The sequence below is a fragment of the Streptomyces griseofuscus genome (assembly GCF_014673495.1).
Lineage (GTDB): Bacteria > Actinomycetota > Actinomycetes > Streptomycetales > Streptomycetaceae > Streptomyces > Streptomyces murinus.
Genome location: NZ_CP051006.1, coordinates 901,242 through 917,952, shown reverse-complemented (window position 1 = coordinate 917,952; position 16,711 = coordinate 901,242). Strand labels below are relative to the sequence as shown.

General features: G+C 74.7%; 13 protein-coding genes. 9 read left to right on the top strand and 4 right to left on the bottom strand.

Features of this window, described 5'->3' with window-relative positions:
• Positions 1–31: 31 nt before the first annotated feature.
• Positions 32–3,130, bottom strand: a complete 3,099-nt coding sequence (locus tag HEP81_RS04090; RefSeq protein WP_037657031.1) for a type 2 lanthipeptide synthetase LanM family protein — start codon at positions 3,128–3,130, stop codon at positions 32–34.
• A gap of 644 nt (positions 3,131–3,774) precedes the next feature.
• On the opposite strand from HEP81_RS04090, the gene HEP81_RS04085 reads away from it, so the two are divergent.
• On the top strand, positions 3,775–4,377 hold the full coding sequence (locus tag HEP81_RS04085; RefSeq protein WP_037657034.1) for a helix-turn-helix transcriptional regulator: 603 nt from the start codon (positions 3,775–3,777) through the stop codon (positions 4,375–4,377).
• Positions 4,374–4,994 (top strand): helix-turn-helix transcriptional regulator, encoded by a 621-nt coding sequence (locus HEP81_RS40915; RefSeq protein WP_051850242.1) that lies wholly within the window; start codon positions 4,374–4,376, stop codon positions 4,992–4,994. Before HEP81_RS04085 ends, HEP81_RS40915 begins: the two co-directional genes overlap by 4 nt.
• A gap of 25 nt (positions 4,995–5,019) precedes the next feature.
• On the opposite strand, the gene HEP81_RS04075 is transcribed toward HEP81_RS40915, so the two are convergent.
• The 3 genes from HEP81_RS04075 to HEP81_RS41220 all read right to left on the bottom strand — a co-directional run bounded on the left by HEP81_RS04075 (position 5,020) and on the right by HEP81_RS41220 (position 6,989).
• Positions 5,020–5,760 carry a Type 1 glutamine amidotransferase-like domain-containing protein gene (locus HEP81_RS04075; protein ID WP_037657036.1) on the bottom strand — a complete coding sequence of 247 codons (741 nt, stop codon included), beginning with the start codon at positions 5,758–5,760 and terminating at the stop codon, positions 5,020–5,022.
• Positions 5,761–5,905: 145 nt separating this feature from the next.
• A complete protein-coding gene (locus HEP81_RS04070; RefSeq protein ID WP_243279282.1) occupies positions 5,906–6,682 on the bottom strand; it encodes a 4'-phosphopantetheinyl transferase family protein in 777 nt (258 codons plus the stop codon).
• A 127-nt stretch (positions 6,683–6,809) separates the two neighbouring features.
• Positions 6,810–6,989, bottom strand: a complete 180-nt coding sequence (locus HEP81_RS41220) for an MbtH family protein (protein WP_037657109.1) — start codon at positions 6,987–6,989, stop codon at positions 6,810–6,812.
• 316 nt (positions 6,990–7,305) lie between these two features.
• Here HEP81_RS41220 and HEP81_RS04060 point away from each other — a divergent pair, with 316 nt between their 5' ends.
• The 7 genes from HEP81_RS04060 to HEP81_RS04030 all read left to right on the top strand — a co-directional run bounded on the left by HEP81_RS04060 (position 7,306) and on the right by HEP81_RS04030 (position 16,668).
• Positions 7,306–9,630, top strand: a complete 2,325-nt coding sequence (locus tag HEP81_RS04060; protein WP_154821889.1) for a lantibiotic dehydratase — start codon at positions 7,306–7,308, stop codon at positions 9,628–9,630.
• Positions 9,630–11,120 carry an amino acid adenylation domain-containing protein gene (locus tag HEP81_RS04055; RefSeq protein WP_037657038.1) on the top strand — a complete coding sequence of 497 codons (1,491 nt, stop codon included), beginning with the start codon at positions 9,630–9,632 and terminating at the stop codon, positions 11,118–11,120. Before HEP81_RS04060 ends, HEP81_RS04055 begins: the two co-directional genes overlap by 1 nt.
• Positions 11,117–12,211, top strand: a complete 1,095-nt coding sequence (locus HEP81_RS04050; protein WP_078967426.1) for a threonine ammonia-lyase — start codon at positions 11,117–11,119, stop codon at positions 12,209–12,211. Before HEP81_RS04055 ends, HEP81_RS04050 begins: the two co-directional genes overlap by 4 nt.
• A gap of 28 nt (positions 12,212–12,239) precedes the next feature.
• Positions 12,240–12,503 (top strand): acyl carrier protein, encoded by a 264-nt coding sequence (locus HEP81_RS04045; RefSeq protein ID WP_037657040.1) that lies wholly within the window; start codon positions 12,240–12,242, stop codon positions 12,501–12,503.
• A 110-nt stretch (positions 12,504–12,613) separates the two neighbouring features.
• Positions 12,614–14,896, top strand: coding sequence for a lantibiotic dehydratase (locus tag HEP81_RS04040; protein ID WP_190275940.1), 2,283 nt, complete (start codon positions 12,614–12,616; stop codon positions 14,894–14,896).
• A gap of 168 nt (positions 14,897–15,064) precedes the next feature.
• Positions 15,065–15,556 (top strand): hypothetical protein, encoded by a 492-nt coding sequence (locus tag HEP81_RS04035; RefSeq protein ID WP_154821885.1) that lies wholly within the window; start codon positions 15,065–15,067, stop codon positions 15,554–15,556.
• A gap of 80 nt (positions 15,557–15,636) precedes the next feature.
• The gene (locus tag HEP81_RS04030; RefSeq protein WP_243279281.1) at positions 15,637–16,668 is read left to right on the top strand and encodes a UbiA family prenyltransferase; all 1,032 of its coding nucleotides are present in this window, start codon (positions 15,637–15,639) and stop codon (positions 16,666–16,668) included.
• Positions 16,669–16,711: the final 43 nt, after the last annotated feature.

Here is a 16,711-nt window from a genome sequence, read left to right as displayed (position 1 = left end):
GCGGGGGCGGAGGCGGAGAGGTGCGCGGTGGTCAGTTGCCGTATTGGCCGGGATGTCCCAGGAGCAGGACGGAGGGCACGGTGCCCGGATGGGCCAGGCGGAGCAGTCCGTAGCCGATGCCGGAGAGACCGGTCAGCAGTCCGGGGGAGGGAACGTGGTCGGGGGTGGCGCAGCGGTGGCCCTGCGCCTCGACGAACGCGAGCGCCTGGCCGGTGCGCAGGGTCAGGGCTTCGGCGGCCGGGCCGTCGCCCCGCTCCGCCAGGACCGTGAGGGCTTCCAGGGCGCCGAGGGCGCCCTGGCCGAGGCTGAGATCGGGCCCGACCTCGGCGTCCCGCAGCAGGGCCGAGAACTCGTCGGCGGCGCAGGGGAGTCCGGTGAGTGCCGAGGTGGCGGCCGCCACTCCGGCGAGCCCGTGCGCCCAGGACGGATCCGTCCTGGTGTCCCGGGCCCGCCGGGCCGCGCCGTCGAGCAGGGCCCGGCCGGCGCTCGCGTGCGCCGCGGACCGCTCCGGCCGTGCGGCGGCGTACCGCAGCAGCGCCCAGCCGATCCCGGCGGCGCCGTCCGCGAAACCGGCGTCCTCGACGGGCCCCGCCTGGCACAGCAGGTCGGCCAGGGCGTCCGCCAGCTCCAGCGCGCCCGGGGTCCCGGTCGCCTCGTGCACGGCGACGGCGGCGGCCAGCGCCCCGGCCGTACCGCAGGACAGCCCGGGGTCCGTACACCCGGCCGCCGCGTGGCCGAGCGCGGTCAGCGCGTCCGGCAGGACCTGCGTCAACTCCTCGCCCAGCAGCGCGGACAGCCGCACCAGGGCGTAGCAGATGCCGCCGAGACCGTCGTAGGCGCCCGGGCCCGCCGCCGCGCCCAGCTCGGGGTCGGCGGCCAGGGCCTTCAGCAGCGCGGGCAGCGGCCGTACCGCCTCCCGGGCCAGCGCGGTGTACCGGTCGGCGCCGGTCAGCGCGCCGGTGTGGGCGAGGAAGAGCGCGACCCCGCAGTAGCCCTGCGCGAGCCCGGCACCCATCGGCAGCACCGCCCAGTGCGGACCCGAAACCCGTTCCAGACCGAGCCAGTTGGCGCGGCCGCCGTCGCGTACCGCACGGGCGGCGATGTCGTCGGCGATCCCGCACACCGCGGCCAGCAGCCGTGAGGCGTCGGGCACCACGGCCGGCACGGGCGCCACGGCGAGCGCCGACCTCGGCCGGTCCGCCGGCTCGCAGGCGCCCCGGGCGGCCAGCGTCGCCGAGACGATCCACTCCTGGTCGCGGCAGTCGATCTCGTCCATCCGTGCGATCTTCTTGCGCACCGCGGCCAGACTCGCCTCCGGCAGCACGTCCGCGAGCCAGGTCCCGTCGGCCGCCCGGACCCCTGTCCCGGACGGCCGATGGGTGAACAGGGGGACGTCGCCGCGCCACAGGTCGGCCGTCTCGTGCTCGATCAGCCGCGAGCGCGCCCGGTCGTGCTCGGACTCGGTCCACAGCACGGCGAACACCCCGTCCCGGGCGAGCGCGTCACCGAGCAGCGCCGGATGCGTGGACTCCTCCAGCAGGGTCGCGTACAGCCGGGTGGCACGGGCGATCAGCCGTGCCGGGCTGTCCGCCGCCGCCGCCAACGGGCCGTCCTCGCCGGTCAGTTCACCGCCGTGCGCCGCGATGGCCGCGTACGCGGTGCGGAAGCCGTCGAGCAGGGCGGCCCGGTGGTCGGCGCCGTCCAGCGGGCGGCCGTCGGGCAGCGGCTGGTTCTGCGCGGCCGGGCTGAGCAGCGGCCCCCGTACGGCGCGCATGGTGTCGCGGCCGCTGTCCGCCCAGTGCAGCCCCTCGCTGGGGAAGGTGCCGTCGGTGGAGCGGCCCAGCGCGGAGATGTCCAGCGCGCCGTGCTCGCCGATCAGCAGATGGGGCAGCAGGCAGGTGCGGTGCACGGAGGTGTGCAGGGCGTCCGCGGCCGGGTCGGCGCCGGCCGTCATGGCCTGCCCGAGGCCGGTGTGCAGCAGCGTCTCGGCGTCCACCAGGACCGGCTGGTCGCCGCAGGCGATGACGTTCTCGTAGTGCATGTCGGCGCCGTCCACCGCGTAGAGCAGCGCGAGCAGCACGCCCTGGCGGCGGTAGAAGGCGTCGGTCTCGGTCACCGAGCGGCACCAGCGGTGGGAGACGAACTCCAGCCAGCCGTAGCCCTCCCGGCGCACGGTGCGCGCGGTGCGCAGCGCCAGATCGGGCACCTTGGTGTCCAACCAGGCGGCCAGCTCGTCCAGCAGGGCGTGCTGGCCGAGCGGCCGCGGCTTGTACACCACGCGGGCCCCGTCGGCGAAGCGCAGCACGGCCACCGACCGGTTGCCCTGGTGGGCGTCGCCGAGCCCGAGTTCGACGCGGACCAGCGCCCCCGGGTCGCGGCCGTCGAGGAGAGCGGCGACCAGCTCGTCCCGGTCGGCCCGGAAACGGGCGGCCAGTTCGGCCGCCGCGTCCAGGGCGTCCAGCGCGGTCTGTCCGAGCATCCGGGCCAGTACCGGATAGGCGGCGAACAGATCACCGAGCCCCCGCCGGGTGCCCGCGCCGGCCACGAAGGACGCGAACCGCTCCCGCGAGGTCGCCCCCGCGAGACGTCCGGCGCGCCGGGCCCCGGCGAGTTCCCGTACGAGCGTACGAGCGGCCAGCCGCACCAGCTGCGAGGTCAGCCAGGTCTCGAACTCGCCCTGCCACACGCTCCGTTCGGTGACGGGCACGCCCGCCAGCAGGTCGGCGAGGCGTTCGGTGGCCGGGGCGACGAGCGGTCGTACGACGTGGGCGAAGGCCTCGGCGCCCGTACGGTCCGTGGCCGGCTCCTCCTGGTGCTCGGGGGCGGCGTCCAGCGCGGCCGCCACATAGCGGGCCCAGCGGGGCTCGGCGGCGCGGGCGGCGAGCCGCTCGGCGGGCTCCGCCGCGAGGGCCGCCACCGTGGCGCCGTCCACTCCGAGGTGCGCCAGCCGCAGCGCGAAGCCCTCCGCGTCCCCGGCGGCCCAGGGGGCGCGGACGGGGGCGTCGGGGTCGGCGGGCGCGGCCGGTCGGCCGGGGGCGGCGAGGCGCTCCGCGAGGGAAAGCGCCGGGGCCCACCAGGCGAGCGGCAGGCCGGCGCTCCGGGGAGTCGAGAGGCTGGCGGTCTCAGTCACGTCAACGAAGGTCCCAGACGGGGGCCGACCCCCACATGGGGAAGTGACCCCCATATTCTCCCCGGCCCCTTCCCAGGGGTGGGGGCGGGCGCCCCGGAGGATGGGGAAACCGCAGGTCGGCGCCGTACTACCCATAACCCCCATGCCCGTCCCCCATAGGCCCCCAGGAACACCCCCCATGTCCCTACGGCCGCCACCCGCACGCGCGACTACCCAGAGACGCCCCCATGCGTCGCCACGGGTACCCCCCATATGGCCGACGGCCCCCGGCCATGGGCCGGGACATGCCCTTACGGGGGCCGCGCAGCTCTTAAGGGGCCTCGCGTGAGTCTCTGGAGCCCCCCGGGGCGCGCCCTTAGGGGCTCCGCGCACGCCCTTAGGGGGTTCCGCGCAGGCCTTAGGGGCGTGCGCAGGCGCCCCTAAGGGGACCTGCGGCCCCCCCTAGGGGGTCCCGCGTCGCCCCTAGGGGGGCTGCGCACGCCCTCAGGGAACCGTCCCCACCATCCCGCGGCGGGCCCGCAGCGGAAACGTGGGGACCGACTACCGATGCCCGCCCCCAGGAGACGACAGCAGAGTGAGCGTCGTACCCCACAGGCCGCCCGCGGTGCTCACCACCGGGCGAACGACCTTGCAAGGAGCAGAAGATGGGAGTTCCCGTACCCGTCGGTGTGGTCGCCCTCGACCCGGTCCTGGAGGCCGGCACCCGCAGTACCCTGCTCGCCTGCCCGGAACTCACCGTGTGCGAGCCCGGGAACGCCCGGGTCGCGGTGCTCACCGTGGACCGGCTCGGCCCGGCCGAACTCGACATGGTGCGCACCACCCGTGCCCACCTGACACGTCCCGCCGTCGTCCTGGTGGCCGGCGCGCTGGCCTCCGGAGACGCCCTGCACGCCCTCGCCGCCGGCGCCCGGGGACTGCTGCTGCGCCGCGAGGCGGACGCGTCCCGGCTGGCCCACGCGGTGCTCGCCGCCGCACAGGACGACTGCACCGTCCCCACCGACCTGCTCGAACAGGTCCTCGACCGGCCCGAGGGCGCCGAGCGGGGCTGGGTGGGCGGATCGCTCTCCGACCGCGAACGCTCGGTGCTGCGCATGGTCGCCGACGGGCACGAGACGGCGGAGATCGCCCAGCAACTCGCCTACTCGCCGCGCACCGTGACCACGGTCGTGCACGACATCACCCAGCGGTTCCGACTGCGCAACCGCGCCCATGCCGTCGCCTACGCACTGAGAGCGGGCCTGCTGTGACCGCCACCCTGACCGCCGCACCCGGCGCGGTGACCACGATCCTGCCCCTGCGCGTCCTGCCCGCACGGCACGCGGACCGGGTGCGGGAACTCGCCCGCCGCGCCGGCCTCGACTGCGCGATCGGCCACGGACAGCCCGGGACCGTCACCGTCGTCGTCACCGACGACGCCGAACGGGCCCTGCGCGCCACCCGGTTGCCCGGCCCGCTGCTGCTGGTGTGCGACACGGTGGGCCGCGCCGGACTCCTGGAGGCGCTGCGCGCCGGAGTCGTCGTACTGCGCAGGGCGGACCTCACCGAGGAGAGCCTCACGGCGGCCGTCCGCCGCGCCGGGGCGCCGCATCTGAGCATTCCCTACCCGGAGCTGTCCCACCTGCTGACCACCGGACCCGGACCCGGCACGCCCACCGCGCACGAGGACCGGCCCCCCTCCTTGACGGGACGTCAGATGTCCGTGCTGCGACTCATGGCGGAGGGCCACGGCAACGCGGGCATCGCACAGTTGCTTGACTGCTCCGAACACACCGTGAAGAACGTCGTCTACGAGGTCATGGCCCGGCTCGGCGCCCGCAACCGGGCCCACGCGGTGGCGCGCGCGGTGCGCCACGGACTGATCTGAGATGCGATCGCCAGCGACCCGGGGGTCACGCCCCGGGAGTCGGCAGCAACCGCGGTGTGATGCGCTCCTCCACCGCCCGCCCGTCCTCGCGGCGCACCACGTACGCGCCCTTGCCCGGCAACTCCGCGACGGCCTCGACCAGTTCGGTGCCCCGGTAGACCAGGCCCACCCCGTCGTCGGTGCAGTGCGCCGTGGGCAGGGTGCCGTCGGCGACCAGCCGGTGGATCAGCGGGCGCCGGCCCGGATCGGAGTCGTAGTGCACCCCGTTGCCGTACGGCAGCAGCCCCAACGCGTCCGTCACCGGGCGCAGTTCGGGCCCGAAGGAGTCCGTCGCACCGCCCTCGAACCAGCAGATGGAACCCGCGCTCACCCCGGCCAGCACCACCCCCGACCGCCAGGCCCGCCGCAGCACCGCGTCCAGGCCGTGCACCCGCCAGACGGCGAGCAGGTTCGCCACCGAGCCGCCCATCACCCAGACCACGTCGTGGTCGAGGACCGTGCCCTCGACGTCCTCGACGTTCGGCATGGGGAACAGGTGCAGCGGTGTCAGATCGAAGCCCGCAACCCGGGCCGCCTCCGACATCCGCGCCGCGACGTGCTCGGCGTCCCCGATCGCGGTGCCGACGTACAGGATGCGCGGTCGCCTGCCGTGCACGCCGGAGAGATCGACCGCGTGCTGGACCAGGGCGTCGAAGAGCACCCGGGTGCGTGCGGCGACGCGATGTCCTCCGGAGGTGGCGACGATGGTGGGTTCCGGGGCGGTCACGCGGTGATCGTAGCGCGCGATACGTGCTCCGGACGTGGGGGAGTCGTGAAGGCGCACCCGCGAAGACGGGCGGGCGACAACGCGGCGGGGACCGGTCGTCGGACCGGTCCCCGCCGTCTTCGCATGCGCCGCCTCGGCCGCGCGCTCACTCGCGCCGCAGTGCCACGGCCGCCGCGTACCCCGCCGGGACGAGGACGTCCCGCAGGCTCCAGTCGGGCGACGGCGACACCGGCCGTGGTCCGGTGCCGACGTGGTCAAGGGCCGGATCGCGCACCAGCCCCGTCCCCAGCCCCTTGAGGTACGCCTCCTTGCGCACCCAGGTCCGGGTGAAGGCCGCCTGCCGCTCGTGTGCCGGGAGCCGGGCCAGCTCCGCCACCTCCGCCGCGTGCAGCGCGCACTGTGCGCTGCGCACCGCCTCCACGGTGGCCACGCCCTCCACATCGACGCCGACCGGTGCGCCGGCGAGCGCCACCAGCACCAGGTCCCCGCTGTGCGACAGGGAGAAGTGCACCCCCGAGGTGCGCAGCGCGGGCCGCCCGTGCGGGCCCCCGCAGCCCGCGCACGGCTCCCGCATCAGCGGCAGCTCGTCCGCCGGGACACCCAGCAGGGGGCTGAGCAGGGCGCGCAGCGTCGCATGCGCGATCACATACGCGTCCCGGTCCCGGGGCCGCCGGAAGGCACGGGCCCGCGCCCGCTCCTGCGCGTCCAGCAACTCCTGGGCGCGCAGCAGCGATCGGTCGTCCTGGCTGCCGACCTCGGTCAGATACAGCTCCAGCTGACCACGCAGCGGCCGGGGGCCGGCGGGGTACTGCGGGTACTGCGGACCGGGCAGGTCCAGGAGGGCGGGACACAGGGGGCCGGGGGGCGAGTCCGGCAGGGGTGTGTCGCTGACGTCCGCCGGCATCCGGGCGGTCGTGAGCACGCCGCCCGGTTCTGTCGTCGTCAGGAGGCCAACTCCTGCCGCAGACAGCGAGAATGACGATAGGTCACATCCGTCGTCCGTCGGCGGTGCGTTGGCCGGCCTGGCCGGCACCAGGGCCGGCCGGACCTCAGACATCGGCCCCGGCGAGCCGGCGGCGCAGGCTCAGCGGGCGCATGTCCGTCCAGACGGCGTCGATGTGGTCCAGGCACTCCTGCCTGCTGCCCTCGTGGCCCTCCCGGTGCCAGCCGGCCGGCAGCTCGCGGTCCGCCCGCCAGATCGAGTACTGCTCCTCGTCGTTGCGCACCACGAGATACCCGTCCTCGACGCCGGGGCGCGCCTCGTCGCCGCCGCTGCCGTTCGCGGAGTTGGGTTGCGTCACGGTGAACCTCCCGCAGGTGATGGGCCGGCCGCGGATCAGGGTCCGGCGACGCAAGAGTGCCCGGCCCCCGGCCCGCCCGGTCAGGGACGAACACGCCGCAGTGGTGGCACCCGTTGCTGCCGGAACTTCCCTGGTGACCCACCGCCCCGACGCGGGACCGTGCTGCTTGGTCGCGGGCCGCCCGGCACCCCGGAAACCCCGGGCCACGCGATTTCCCGCGCACCCCATTCGGAAGGAGCACGCGATGTCGGACGAGAACGCACCTGTCCTGCTGCCGGGCGGAGGCTGGCGGCTGTGGGAACAGTTCGCGCTCCGCGGTCCCGGCTTCCCCGCCGACGGCGTGCTGCGCCTCGCCCCGCCCGGACTCGCCGAGGCCGCCGACAAGTTCGGGCCCGACAGCGAGCTGTCCGGACCGGAATGGGATGCCTTCACGGAGGACCTCGCGGCGGCCGCCGTGGACACCGCCCGCTACCTCCAGGAGATCGCCGCCCGGCCCCGCTTCCAGGCCGCGCTCGCCTGGCAGAACCCCGCCGTCCTGCGCACCGGCATCGCCCCGTTCCTGCGCTGGACCCCGACCGCCGACAGCCGCAGCAGCATGCCGCGGCAGCGCGAGGAGCTGGTCGCGCACTACTGGCAGCGGTTCTGCGTGAAGAACGACACCATCGGCTTCTTCGGGCCCGTCGGCTGGGGTTACTGGGACCTGGTCGCCCGGGGCGGCGTCGCAGTGACCCCCGGCGAAGGCTTCCTCGCCGCCCGGGAGGTGTACTTCTCCGGCTGGGCGATCGACGCCCTGGCGAAGGTGCTGGCCACGGACAGCGCCCTGATGCGCTGGATCCCGCCGCGCCGGGTGTCGTTCGTGCGCTGCGCCGACGGCACGGTGCAGGTGCCCGGCCGCCCCGCCCGGCAGCTCGGCGACCTCGAACGCGCCGTACTGGAACGCTGCGACGGCACCCGGCACATACCCGCCATCGCCGCCGAACTCGGCCTGCCCGAGGACGACGTCACCCAGACCGTACGGGACTTGATCTCCCGCCGATGGGTGCAGTGGCGACTGGAGGTACCCGCCGCCACCCACCCCGACCGCGCGCTGCGCGACATCCTGGAGCGTGTCCCCGAACAGGCCGCACGGGAAGGCGCGTTGGAGCGCCTCGCCGTACTGGAGCGCGGCCGGGACGCCGTCCGTGCCGCCGGCACCGACGCCACCGCGCTGACCGCCGCGATCACCGCGCTGGAAGCCGACTTCGCCACGCTGACCGACAGCGAGGCCCAGCGCGCCAAGGGCGAACGCACCGCGCCCTGCCGGGGGTTGGTGTACTCCGACACCCGGCGCGCCGCCACCGCCACCACCGGCGCCGCACTGCTGGGCCACCTCGAACCGCTCCAGCTGTGCCTGACCGCCGCCCGCTGGATGACGAACCGCTTCGCCGAGGCCGTCCGCGCCCGGCTGCGCACCGTGTACGAGCGGCTGAGCGCCGGGGGCGCACCGGTCGACCTGGGCACCCTGTGGCTGCACACCCTGCCCTCCCCGCACCCCGACGCGGGCGACCTCATCGACGCGATCCAGGCCGAACTCCGCGTCAAGTGGGCCCGCGTCCTCGAACTGCCCGAGGGCGCGCGCCGGGTCCAGGTGACCACCGCCGAGCTGGCCGAACGGGTCCGCCGCGAGTTCGACGAGCCCGGCGACGGCTGGTCGCTGGCCCGCTACATCAGCCCGGACGTGCTGGTCACCGCCGCCGACGAGACCGCCCTCGCCCGGGGCGACGTGGACCTCGTCCTCGGCGAGATGCACTGCGCGCTGAACACCATGGGCGCCTCCCTGTTCGTGCACCAGCACCCCGACCGCGACGAACTGCTCGCCGAGACCACCCGCGACTTCCCCGGCCCGCGCCTGCTGCCCATGCTGCCCAAGGAGCTGCCCCTGAAGTGGTCCACCCGCAGCCGGCCCTCGCTGGACCGGCCCGAGGACCACTACGTCGCCCTGGTCGACCAGACCGGCGACCCGCACCGCCCGCGCACCGTGCTCAGCGCCGACGTCCGGGTCGAGGACCGGGACGGCCGGCTCACCGCGGTCCTGCCCGACGGCACCGCGTACGACGTGCTCGACGCCTACGCCAACACCCTCACCCAGCGCGTCATGGACCGCTTCACCCTGCGCCCCGAGGGCGAGCACACCCCGCGGATCACCCTCGGCCGGATGACCGTGGCCCGCGAGACCTGGCAACTGCCCGTCGCCGAGGTGGACTTCGCCGACGAGAAGGCGGAGGCCGCCCGCTTCGTGAAGGCCCGGCACTGGCAGCGCCGGCACGATCTGCCCCGCTTCGTGTTCGTGGTCTCGCCGACCGAACCCCGGCCGTTCTACGTCGACTTCGACAGCCCGGTCTACCTCACCATCCTCGCCAAGGCGGCCCGCAGACTCGCCCGCAAGGACCCCGGCGCCCGGCTCAAGGTCAGCGAGATGCTGCCCACCCCCGAGCAGGCCTGGCTCACCGACGACGAGGGCAGCCGCTACACCTCCGAACTGCGGTTCGTGGCCGTCGACATGACCGTCGCCGACCTGAGGGAGCAGTGATGCGCACGGTCGCCGACGACCTCGCGGCGCACGCCCTGCGCCACCCCGGCCGCACCGCCCTGAGCACCCCGGCGGGCGAGGTGTCGTACGCTCGGCTGGCCACCCGGATCGAGGAGATCGCCCGGCTGCTGCGCGCCCACGGCGCCCGGCCCGAGACCGTCTGCGCGGTGGCCGTCGAGCACGGCACCGACGCGGTCGCCGCCATGGCCGCCGTGCTGCGCTGCGGCGCCGCCTTCCTCGCCCTGGACGTGAGCCAGCCCCGCGAGCGGTTGGCGGCCTTCGTCCGCAGCGCCGGCGCCCGGCTGCTGCTCACCCACGCCACCCTCGCCCCGGCCCTCCAACTCGGCGTACCCACTCTCCTGTTGGATCAGGAGGAACCCCCGGACAGCCCGCTCCCGGACATGGACGCCGACCCCCAGGCCCTCGCCTACGTCAGCCACACCTCCGGCAGCACCGGCGAACCCAGCGCCGTACTCGTCGAACACGCGAGCCTCGACGCCTATCTCCGCGACACCGCACGGGCGTTCGGCCTCGGCCCGGACACCGTGGCCCTCCAGACCGCACCGCTCGGCTACGACGCCTCCATCCGGGACACCTTCGTACCGCTGCTCGCCGGCGCCCGGCTGGTGATCGTGGACCGCGCCCGGCTGCTGCGCCCCGCGGAGTTCGCCGCCACCGTCCGCGACCACGGGGTGACCGCGCTGCTCAGCGTCACCCCGTCCTTCCTCACCCACCTCGGCGGACAGACCGACCTCACCGAACCCCTCGCGGGCGTCGAACTGGTCGCCTCCAGCGGCGAATCGCTGCGGCCCTTCCTCGCCGCGGGCGGCCGCGGTCTCGTACCCGGCCGGCTCGTCAACCAGTACGGCCCCACCGAGTGCACCATGACCACCACCCGGCACAGCGTGTCCGCCGCCCCCGACCACACCACCGACCTCGTCGGCACCCCGCGCGAGGGCACCGTCGTCCGCATCCTGGACGCGGACCTCGCCCCGGTACCCGAGGGCACGGTGGGCGAGGTCTACATCGGCGGCACCGGGGTGACCCGCGGCTACGGCGGCCAACCCGCCCGCACCGCCGCCGCGTTCGTCCCCGACCCCCTCGGCCCACCCGGCACCCGCCTCTACCGCACCGGCGACCTCGGCCGCTGGGGCCCCGGCGGACTGCACTACACCGGCCGCACCGACCGCCAGCTCAAGATCCGCGGCTACCGCGTCGACCCCGCCGAGATCGAGGGCGCCCTGCTCTCCCACCCGGGCGTCACCGGCGCGGTGGTCACCCCGCACACCGACGACCTGGGCCGCGTCCATCTGCTCGCCCATGTCACCGGCGCCCTGTCGGACACGACGGACGCCACCCTGCGCCGCCACCTCGCCCGCACCCTGCCCCCGCACCTGATGCCGCGCCGCTTCGTCCGCCTGGAGACACTGCCGACGACCCGCGGGGGCAAGGCCGACCGCCGGGTGCTGGCGGGCGGGAGGCCGGTATGAGTACGACGGGTACGGCGGGACGCGGGGCCGGTACGGGCGTCACCGGGCTCGGGGCCGGTACGAGTACGACCGGATCCGGGGTCGGGTTCGGACCCGGAACCGGTGAGGTCCGGCTCGGGGTCGCCTCCGGGGCGCTGGGCGGGGCCGACCTCCTGGCCGCCGCCTCCCGTATCGCACCGTACGTCGTCCGCACCCCTCTGCTGCGCGGCCCGGTGACCGCGGCGCACGGGACGGGGCTGCTGCTGAAGGCCGAACACCTCCAGCTCGGCGGCTCGTTCAAGATGCGCGGCGCCGCCAACGCCGTCCTGGCGCTGGCCGCCGACCGGGTCGTCACCGGTTCCTCCGGCAACCACGGCATCGCCCTCGCCCGGATCGCCCGGACCCTCGGCATCCAGCTGACCGTCGTCCTCGCGGCGGGCGCGATGCCCTCGAAGGCCGCCGCCATCCGCGCGCTCGGCGCCGAGACCGTCCAGGTGGGCGGGGGAGTGGCGGAGAGGGAGGAACGGGCCCGCGCCCTCGCGGCCGAGCGGGGCGCCGTCCTCGTACCGTCCTCCGACCACCCCCTGGTCGTCGCCGGACAGGGCACCGCCGGCCTCGAAATCCTTGCCGCGGCGCCCGACACGGAGACGGTCTACGTCCCCACCGGCGGCGGCGGACTCCTCGCGGGCCTGTGCCTCGCCGCCGCCGAGCACCCGGTCCGCGTGGTCGGCGTCGAACCCGCCCTCACCCCGCGCTACGCCCGCTCCCTGGCCGCAGGACACCCGGTCCGCCTCCCGCCCTGCGCCACCGTCGCGGACGGACTGCGCGGCCAGAGCCCCGGAGCCGTGCCCTACCCGATCATCCGGGACCGCGTGGACGAACTGATCGCAGTCGGCGACGCGGAGATCCTCGCCGCCACCGCCCTGCTGCACCGCCTCGGCGTCGACGCCGAACCCAGCGGAGCCGTCGCCCTGGCCGGCGCCCTGCGCGCCGGACGCCGCGAACGCGCCGTGGCCATCGTCTCGGGCGGCAACACCCCCGCCCGGCTGCACACCCTGCACCACAGCCACACCAGTACCAGTACCACTGCCCGTACCGACGTCCGCATCTGATCCGTACAAAGACGAAGGAGCCCACGCCATGACCCCGAACACCGCCACCGTCGCCACCGCCGCCGTCACCGTCGACCTGCTGGTCGACATCTTCCGGGACGTGCTGCGCCTGCCCGACCTCACCGCCGAGACCGACTTCTACGAGGCCGGCGGCGACTCGCTCACCGCGTTCCAGATCACCGGCCGCCTCCAGGAGATCCTCGGCGCCGACGTCCCGGTCTCCCTGGTCTTCGCCTACCCGACGCCGCTGGAGCTGGCCGAGGTCGTCGAGGCCGACTACGGCACCGCCTGACCCGTTCGCCGCCGCGCCCCGATCCGCCCGACGGGTCCCGCTCCTCCACCGCGCCCCGTCGCCCCCGTCGTCGCTCCCGTCCGTCCGCGCTCGCCAAGGAGAGCCGTGCCATGACCGAAGATCTCGTGCCGTCCCTCGGCCGTTGGCGGCTGTGGGAGCAGTTCGCCCTGCGCGGGGCGGGCTTCCCCGCCGACGGCGTACTGCGCCTCGCCCCGCCCGGACTGGCCGAGGCGGCCGACAAGTTCGGCGCGGGCGAACCGCTCGACGGCCCCGACTGGAGCGGCTTCGCCCGCCTCTTCACGGAGGCCGCCGTGGAGACCGCGCACACCTTGCAGGACATCGCCCGCGCACCCGCCTTCCGGGAGGCGGTGGCCTGGCAGAACCGGCCGGTCCTCACCTCCGGGATCGCCCCCTTCCTGCGCTGGACCCCGACGGCGGACAGCCGCAGCAGCATGCCGCGGCAGCGCGAGGAGCTGGTCGCGCACTACTGGCAGCGGTTCTGCGTGAAGAACGACACCATCGGCTTCTTCGGGCCCGTGGGCTGGGGCCGCTGGGACTTTGGCACCCGGACGGTCGGCGTGGACCCCGGAACCGGCCTGATCGCCAAATCCTCGGTCTACTGGGCGAGTTGGGGGATCGACGCGCTCGCCAAGATGCTGGACGCCGACCCCGCCCTGCGCGAGTGGATCGCCCCCCGCCGCGTGCCCTTCCTCGTGCTGGACGGCGACCGGGTCCGCGTCCCCGGCCGGCGCCCCATCCCCGTGTCCGCCGAGACGGCGGCCGTCCTCGCCCGCTGCGACGGCGTGCGCCCGGCCCGGTCCATCGCCGCCGAACTCCCGGACACCGACGTCCCCGCCGTGCTGACCGACCTGGTCGCCCGCCGCTGGGTGGTCCGGCGCCTGGAGATACCCGCCGACACCCACCCCGACCGCGCCCTGCGCGCCTGGCTGGAGACCGTCGGCGCGCCCGAACCCCGCCGGCGCGGGCTCGCGGCACTGGACCGGCTGGAACGCGGCCGCGCCGCCGTGGCGGCGGCCACCGACGTGGACACCCTCGTCCAGGCCCTGACCGCCCTCGAACAGGACTTCACCGAACTCACCGACACGGCCGCGGTACGCGAGAAGTCCGCGTCGACCGCGCCCTGCCGCTCGCTGGTCTACTCCGACAGCCGCCGCTCCGCGAGGGCCCGCCTCGGCCCCGGCATGCTCGAAGCGCTGCGCCCGCTAAGGCTGTTGATGGACAGCGCGGCCTGGCTCACCTCCGAACTCGCCGCCACCGTCCGGGAGGAGGTCCGCCTCGTCCACGACCGTCTGGCCGCCGAGGGCCCGGTCGACCTCGCCTCCTTCTGGTTCGCGTGCCTCCCTGCGCTGCACGGCGCCGCCCGCGCCAAGTCGGCCGAACTGCAAAGGGAGTTCGCCGCCCGCTGGGGGCGGATCCTGGCGGTGCCGGAGGGCGCCCGCGAGGTGACCGTCTCGACGGCCGACATCGAGACGGCGGTACGGGAGGGGTTCGCGTCCGGCGGCGACGGCTGGACGACGGCCCGCTATCTGAGCCCGGACATCCTGATCGCGGCCGAGAGCACGGAGGCGATCGAGCGCGGCGACTTCACCCTGGTCCTGGGCGAACTCCACATGGCGTCCAACACCTTGGGCGCCTCCCTGTTCACCCATCAGCACCCGGACATCGCCGAACTCCTCGACCTGACCGACCGCGACCACCCCGGCCCCCGCCTGATGCCCCTGATCCCCAAGGAGCACCGCGCCCGCCTGTCGGCCCGGGTCCGCCACACCCTCGTACGGCCCCAGGACCGTCAAGTGGCCCTCGCCGACTTCACCGCGGACCCCGCGCGGACGATCCGCAGTGCCGACGCGACCGTGGAGAACCGGGCCGGCGATCTCGTCGTCCGCCTCCCGGACGGCTCCGTCTTCCCCGCGCTGGACGTCTTCTCCCACGTTCTGACCACCCTGTCGATGGACCTCTTCCAACTCCTGCCCCAAGCCGACCACACCCCTCGTGTCACCCTGGACCGGCTGGTGGTGGCCCGCGAGACCTGGCGCCTGCCGGCCGCGGACGCCTCGTTCGCCGACGAGAAGGACGAGGCCCGCCGCTTCGTGGCCGCCCGCCGCTGGCGCGCCCAACTCGGCCTGCCCCGCTACGTCTTCGTGGTCTCCCCGACCGAATCACGGCCCTTCTACGTCGACTTCGACAGCCCCGTCTACCTCACCATCCTCGCCAAAGCCCTGCGCCGCCTCGCCCGCAAGGACCCCTCCGCCACCGTCACCCTCACCGAGATGCTCCCCACGCCCGAACAGAGCTGGCTCACCGACGACCAGGGCCGTCGCTACACCTCCGAACTCCGCTTCGTGGCCTTCGACACCACGATGCCGCGCTGACGGCGGAGGGCCGGTGAACCGCACGCCCCCGAGCGTGCGCCCCGTAGTGAATTCCGCGAACACCTCACCCCCGACACGCCATCACGGTTGGTGATCAAGAAACTCCGAACTGTGATCAACTGTGCCCTGGTCGTCGGGCAACGGGCCCGAGATGTCCAAGGAGAGTTCATGCACAGAGTTGCTATGGGCAGGCGTATCGCCTCCGCCGTCGCCACCGCGTCCCTCGTCGGCGCGCTCGGCGTCGCCGGGGCGGCACCGGCCCTGGCGGCGGCGCCCGCGCCGCTGAGCTTCACCATCGACTACACGAGGAACACCTCCATCCCGCAGTCGCCGAGCCTGGGCGGAGGGTTCGCCGGCAACGGCCCGGTGCTCGACGCCTGGGGCCGGGTGATCGGCCGGACCTTCGACACCTGCGCCGTCGACGGTATCGAGGGCCCGACGAAGATGGACGCCGACTGCGGCGCGTACATCATCTTCAACGACGGTGACGAGCTCAACCTGAGCACCCAGGCTGTGATCGACGCCAACCCGATGGACTACCCCTACCGGTTCAAGGCCGTGGTCGAGGGTGGTACCGGGGTGTACAACGGCGCGCAGGGCGAGGCCACCGTCACCGCCGAGCGCCCCGGTGTCTACAAGGTCGACGTCAAGTTCTCCTGACGTCGGGAACCGATGTGCGAGGAGCCGCCGGCGTGGCCCGCGGCTCCTCGCACACCCGCCAAGTGATCTCAGGAGCTTCGGTGAAGCCCTCTGCCCCCACGTCGGCCGTCGCCGTCGCCGAGCCCGGCGTGGGACACGCCCCCGCGGGCCCGCCGCCCGCCGTCGCGTTCCACCCCGCCCGCCCCGCGCGCCCCCGTCCGACCGCCTATCTCCGGCTGGCCAAGCTCGGGATGGTCGACTACTACCTGAGCCTGATCGTCGTCGTGTCGCTGCTCCCGGCGAGCGGCGCCGGTGTCCTCGGCGCCTCGTCGTGGGCGGCCCTCGCGGCCTTCCTGCTCGGCGAGTTGTGCCTGGTGGGCGCGGCCGTCGCGTACGACGACATCACCGGGTACCGGGACGGCAGCGACGCCGCGAACTACGGCACGGACGCCGCCGTACGCCGGCTCGCCCGCAAACCCCTGCTCGCCGGCACCCTGACCGAGGCGGACGCCCTCCGCTTCGCCCGCGGCGCGCTCGCCGCCGGTGCCCTGTGCTGGACGGCGGCACTGGCGCTCGCACCCCATCGGCCGTGGTGGGCCGTGCTCGGCGTCGCGGCCGCCGCCCTCCTCGTCCCCCAGTACTCCTGGGGCCTGCGACTCGGCTACCACGGGCTCCAGGAAGTGTTCCTCGCCGCTGTCGGCTGGGCCTTCGTGCTGCCGCTGTACGGCCTGCTCACCGGCCGGGCCACCGCCCTCGCGGCCGTGGAGGCCTTTCTGTTCGGCCTCGGGCCCCTCCTCTTCGGCGTGTACTCGAACACGAACGACATCGCCGGAGACCGTGCGGTGGGCCGGCCCACCGCCGCCTGCCTCCTCTCCCGCCGCGGCAACACCGTCTTCATCGGCGCGCTCTCCGCCCTGGAGACCGCGGTGATCGTCGCGTCGGCCGTCCTCGGCATCGTGCCCTGGTGGTTCCCGTCGGCCCTCCTCCCCGTGACGGCGGTCCGCATCGCGCAGTTCACGGTCGGCATGGTGCGCGGCGACATCCTGCGCGGCCGGCTGATCGGCATCCGGGCGCACCGGATCCTGGTCGTCGCCCTGGTCGCGGCCAACACCCTGCACGCCGCCACGTCTTGACCCGTCCGACCCGCGGTCGCGGGTACCCGAGAGACGAGCACCA